At 61.5% G+C, this 4,931-nt stretch carries 6 protein-coding genes; 3 read left to right on the top strand and 3 right to left on the bottom strand.

Features of this window, described 5'->3' with window-relative positions; translation table 11 throughout:
* Positions 1–326 (bottom strand): Ada metal-binding domain-containing protein (locus VNX23_RS18810; protein WP_325632440.1); only part of this gene is annotated, 326 nt, incomplete at its 3' end.
* Between the two features lie 265 nt (positions 327–591).
* Between VNX23_RS18810 and VNX23_RS18805 the strand changes: the two genes are divergently transcribed.
* Positions 592–1,041, top strand: coding sequence for an ester cyclase (locus VNX23_RS18805; protein WP_325632438.1), 450 nt, complete (start codon positions 592–594; stop codon positions 1,039–1,041).
* 150 nt (positions 1,042–1,191) lie between these two features.
* On the opposite strand, the gene VNX23_RS18800 is transcribed toward VNX23_RS18805, so the two are convergent.
* Positions 1,192–1,404 carry a hypothetical protein gene (locus VNX23_RS18800; protein ID WP_325632437.1) on the bottom strand — a complete coding sequence of 71 codons (213 nt, stop codon included), beginning with the start codon at positions 1,402–1,404 and terminating at the stop codon, positions 1,192–1,194.
* 281 nt (positions 1,405–1,685) lie between these two features.
* On the bottom strand, positions 1,686–2,429 hold the full coding sequence (locus tag VNX23_RS18795) for a flavin reductase family protein (protein ID WP_325632436.1): 744 nt from the start codon (positions 2,427–2,429) through the stop codon (positions 1,686–1,688).
* A gap of 312 nt (positions 2,430–2,741) precedes the next feature.
* Here VNX23_RS18795 and VNX23_RS18790 point away from each other — a divergent pair, with 312 nt between their 5' ends.
* Positions 2,742–3,467, top strand: a complete 726-nt coding sequence (locus VNX23_RS18790; RefSeq protein ID WP_325632434.1) for a hypothetical protein — start codon at positions 2,742–2,744, stop codon at positions 3,465–3,467.
* A gap of 367 nt (positions 3,468–3,834) precedes the next feature.
* A partial coding sequence (locus VNX23_RS18785) for an adenylate/guanylate cyclase domain-containing protein (RefSeq protein WP_325632433.1) occupies positions 3,835–4,931 on the top strand: 1,097 nt, incomplete at its 3' end.

The raw sequence follows: 4,931 nt of genomic DNA, 5'->3' as shown, positions 1-4,931 counted from the left end.
TCCTCTTCGCTCTCCTCGATTATTCTGCAGGCCCTCGCGACGAGAGCTGCATTCTCGCACTCGATCGAAGGGCCGTCGGGATTGCACCGTTTGCAGGGCCGGAAGCCGGTAGCTTTTGCGCTCTCCAGAGTGTCGTGGAGCTGAACATTGTTGGGATTGGCCGTGCGCGAAGGGCACGACGGCCTGCAATAAACGCCGGTCGTATACACCGAATACCACAGATGACCGTCCGCCGTCTTGTCCCGGGCGACAATCCGTGCCCAACGCGGGTCCTCTGCCACCGACGGCAGCGTTGATTTTTCGGTCTTGGCGAACGTCGACGTCATCTTCGTTCATCTTCGATTATGTAACATCGCGAGCAATGATGCCGCTGCCGCGGCGATTTCACACTCCGGTCCTTGCTTTCAAATCCGATTGTGAGGCGGCAGGGACCAAGGCCGCTTCGCCGACGACGGCGGCGAAGGGGCGCGAGGCTTTGAGTTCGATATGGGGGTAAGAACCGGAGTTCGTGGGCGACCAGAGCAAGCTACGCATGCAAAGGTCATCGGATCCATCCGGTGACCTGTGAGGCAACAATCGAGAAGCACTCCCATGAGCTTACAAGATGACAACAAGGCTATTGTCGGCCGTTGGTTCACCGATTTTTGGGGCGAGGCCTGCAATCTGCGTGTGGTCGACGAGATTGCGGCGCCGGACATGTTGCTGAAATACTCGCTGCATGAGCCGCGCAAGGGTCGCGAAGACATCAAGGCCTTCATGACCGATTTCCGCGCCGCGTTCCCCAATCTGAACTTCTGGGGCACGGCCGACCTCATAGCCGAGGGCGACTACGTCGTCGGCCAGTGGGAAGGTGGCGGCACCCATGCCGGCCCGGCCTTCAAGGATTTCCTCGCCGGCGGCCTGCCCGCCAACACGGGCCGGAAGATGCACTTCACCGGCGTCACCGTCCTCAAGCTCAAGGACGGCAAGATAATCGAGGAGATTGGTCTCGATGACGGGGTCACCGCGCTGACCCAACTCGGGCTGCTCCGCATCGTTTGATTTCTCGGGGAGACGCCATTCACCGGAATGGCGTCTCCCACTACCTCAGTTTCTTTTTGGTGTATCGAGACCGACCATAGCCGCTAAAAAAAGCGCCCCGAACGTCCCGGCGCTCTTTTTTGAAATTTTCTCTGCCAGCGGCGGGCGAGGTCAGGCGATACGTGTGACCACCTTATCACCAAGGTGGAAGACCTCGCCGGTCGCAAGGCGTAGCTCGATCGTGCCGGACTCCAGCGTGGCGATCACTGCCGCACCTTCCTCGACGATGCGGACGAGTTCGGCCATGACCAACGCCTTTGCCACGTCCGGGTTCTCCGGCGCACCCCGCTCGTCCACCAGATTCGAGTTCGGAACCAGCGTCATTCTGACCAAACTCTAGCTGAGCGCCATACTCCGCACACTCCGTATCCTGTTCTCAAATCGAAAAATTTCGACGCACCCGGCAATATGGCCGAGGAACAGAATCTCGGAAAAGCTGATTTGACAGCAAGAGCCGGAGTGGCGGAACGAGCACGAAAGCGAATCTCGGGGACCGGCCGCAAAAGGAGCTCCCCAAACGGGGTGACGCGACTTTGCAGCGGCACTGATCGACATTACCCGTTCAAGTTCTGGAGCCCGGCTCGGCTCGGGCTCCAGCTGGTGCCTCAATCTGCTGCCGCTCGGTCACGGTTGGCGATACACAACCGCTCCACGTTCGCCCGGTCAATATCGGGACTACGATATTGCTCCTCAGGGATTTGCGCGAGCTTGGACACGGCGAGTTCCGAGCCCAGGCCATAGTAGCGGCAGAAGCTCATAATGATCGGTTTCCACCGGTCTGGGTCGATCCGGTTCGGCTGGCCTTTGACCATGAGCGCCGGGACAACGTGGACGCGCTTGATCCTTACTTCCAGCGCAACGATGCCCTCGAGGGTGCATTCAGCACTCCGCTCGTGCTGGGTATAGTCGTACTCGTCCGTCATCATGGGATTGACGCGCACGAGTTCGGCTTCGAGCTGGATTGGGCACTCCAGGACACGGGGCGGGGCGACGGTCTCCGACGCCACGGGCGTGAGGCCAGCGATCCCGAACTTGTCGGCATGGTACCTGTAGCCGCGCAGAGCCTTGCCGGCGGGTACGGGGTTCGAGCCGGTCAACCTGGAGAGGCGGTTGATCGCGTCCACCTGGTCCATCGACGGGAGGTTCAGTACGCACTCGCCGGTACGGACAATATTGTTGGGTGTCTTCGAGACCGCCTCAAAGCCGAGCATGCCACGCCACCCCAGCCAGAACGCCGAAGACATCGGCGCGAGATTAGGTGAGCCGTCCTCGTTGATAGAGCTGATGAGGACGACAGGCGTGCCGAGATAGAGGATGGCCGGTTCTATGCTCAAGTGAGTCATAGACATAGTGAATTCCTAGTATTGATAGGTCGCTGATGATGGTCTGCAGGACAATGGCGTTCCTGCCAGGCCCGCCGCGATAAATACGCGGTCAGTGAGTGGCTTAAACTCCGGTTCTTGCCTTTAAACGACAAGTTCTGGGGCCGCAGATTTAATGAAAGTCAGATATGTACCAGCCGCTGGACGGAGGTGGAAGCTCTCTCTTCATCACTTCCGGTGGTGTTTATGCAACGAAGCGTACCGCGCGGCCGGCAGGTACGTCGCATTCTCGGGAAATGCGGCAAGTCCGATTCCGACGCAAGAACCGGAGTTCCGCGGTTGGAGTTGTCTGGCAATACCGAAGATGACGACGACCAGACCTACGTCATCAGGGATCACTTCATCATGGATACCATCGCCACTGAACTGCCCATTGTTAAAAACCATGCTGCGCCCGGCCACCCCGGCCGCATCAGCGAGATCGGATTTGTCCAGAACGCGCGCGTCGAAAATCTCAACATCGAGACCGTCCCCTCGAATCCGTTCCTTCCGGCCAAGCGGAAATGGGCGATCCGGTTCAACGCCGGTGGAACGGTAACTATCGTTCTCGGCATGAGAGATTACGGGAGGGGCTGGTATTCCGGGTACTTCGCGGGCCTGGTTACGGCTCGTCTCGGAGTCCCGTTCCGACGGGTCCGCATCTATTACAGCGCTACCCTTCCGGCCGTTCTGCAGACCCCCTTGCCTTCCTCCATGGTGTTCCACCGAAGCCATATCGGACCAGTTGCGACGGCAGCGGCCGACGTCATTGAAACGATGTGCGGGCAGGTGGTTGAGAGGGGACGTTTGACCTTTGCCGGAATGGCCGGTGTTGGTCCCGGCGATGTTGGCTTCGATCAGTTGAGTGGCCGGTTTTTTGTTCTGGATAGAATCTGGAGTGGCCGCATCCTTGAGATAGCCGCGACCACCCTGGGCAGATCGTCTGTGTCAACCGAATTCGCATGGAAACTTCAGCGGGCCGATATGCACCCGGTCTCAAAAGAGATTCAGCCATCTGCGGCGTGATAGGGTCTCGGGAGAAGCCACGACATCGCCGCGATCAAGGATGTGGCGACCGGCGAATAATGCAGCGTCTCCGACCCTTTAGGTAAACGGCATCGAGCGGAAGACCAGCCTGCGACGGTCGGAAGGCAGCTATGGGGCAGCAAGAGCCATCCCCAGCGCGAAGGCTGAGTGGCCGAGAAGGGTGGAAATGCGCCATTCCCCGATTTGACCGGCCCACGGTGCCCACACTCGAAAAGCTGCCATTAACTACCTCAAGCCCCGACACCCAACACTGCGCTTATTTGAGTTGCTGCCGATGGTAGTTCCGCGGGCAGAGGTTTATCTTCGCCCATGAGGGGTGCCGTTCCTCAGAGCGGAGGATCACCGCATGGACGTAGCAGCGTGGCTGCGCGGGTTGGGGCTCGAACAATACGAGCCAGCGTTCCGCGACAACTACGTCGATGCTGACGTCCTGCCGGACCTGACAACCGAGGACCTGATCGGCTTGGGCGTGACCGCGATTGGTCATCGCCGCAAGCTCCTTTCCGCCATCGCGGCGCTCGGCACCGTGGGGCCCGCTGCCGCGGTGACGGCTGCGTCGCCCGTTGCACCGGTGCAAACCGAGGCCGAACGCCGGCAGCTGACGGTCATGTTCTGCGACCTGGTCGGCTCGACGGCGCTGTCGACGCGGTTCGACCCGGAGGATCTGCGGGAGCTGATCGGCGACTACCACCGCGCACTCAGCGAGACGGTGGGCCATTTCGACGGCTTTGTCGCCAAGTACATGGGCGACGGGGTGCTGATCTATTTCGGCTATCCGCAAGCGCACGAGGACGATGCCGAGCGGGCGGTGCGCGCTGGGCTGGCGGTGATCGAGGCGGTCGGCCGATTGCCGGCGCGGGAGGATCTGCCCGTGCGGCTCGGCATCGCCACCGGGCTCGCCGTGGTCGGCGACCTGATTGGCGAGGGGGCTGCGCAGGAGCGCGGGGTCGTCGGCGAGACGCCGAACCTCGCCGCCCGGCTGCAGGCGCTGGCCGCGCCGAACACATTGGTCATTGGCGAAGCGACGCGCCGGCAGATCGGCGGGCTGTTCGATCTCGAAGACTTCGGGCCGCAAGCGCTTGCCGGATTTGCCGAGCCGCAACCGGCATGGCGGGTCATCGGCGAGAGCGGGGTGCTGAGCCGGTTCGAGGCCCTGCGCTCGGGGGAGACGCCGCTCGTCGGTCGCGTCGAGGAGCTCGATCTGCTGCGGCTCCGCTGGGAGCAGGCGAAGACCGGTGAAGGACGGGTGGTGCTGATCTCGGGCGAGCCGGGCATCGGCAAGTCTCGGCTCACGGCGGCACTTTCCGAGCGGATCGGAAGCGAGCCGCACGCGCGCCTGCGCTATTTCTGCTCGCCGCACCACCAGGACAGCACCCTCTATCCCTTCATCGCGCAGCTCGAACGCGCTGCCGGGTTCGCCCGTGACGACACGGTCGACGACAA

It is taken from the genome of Bradyrhizobium sp., from assembly GCF_035570375.1.
GTDB lineage: Bacteria > Pseudomonadota > Alphaproteobacteria > Rhizobiales > Xanthobacteraceae > Bradyrhizobium.
The sequence above is the reverse complement of the archived record's forward strand: the minus strand, read 5'-3'. Positions and strand labels throughout refer to the sequence as shown.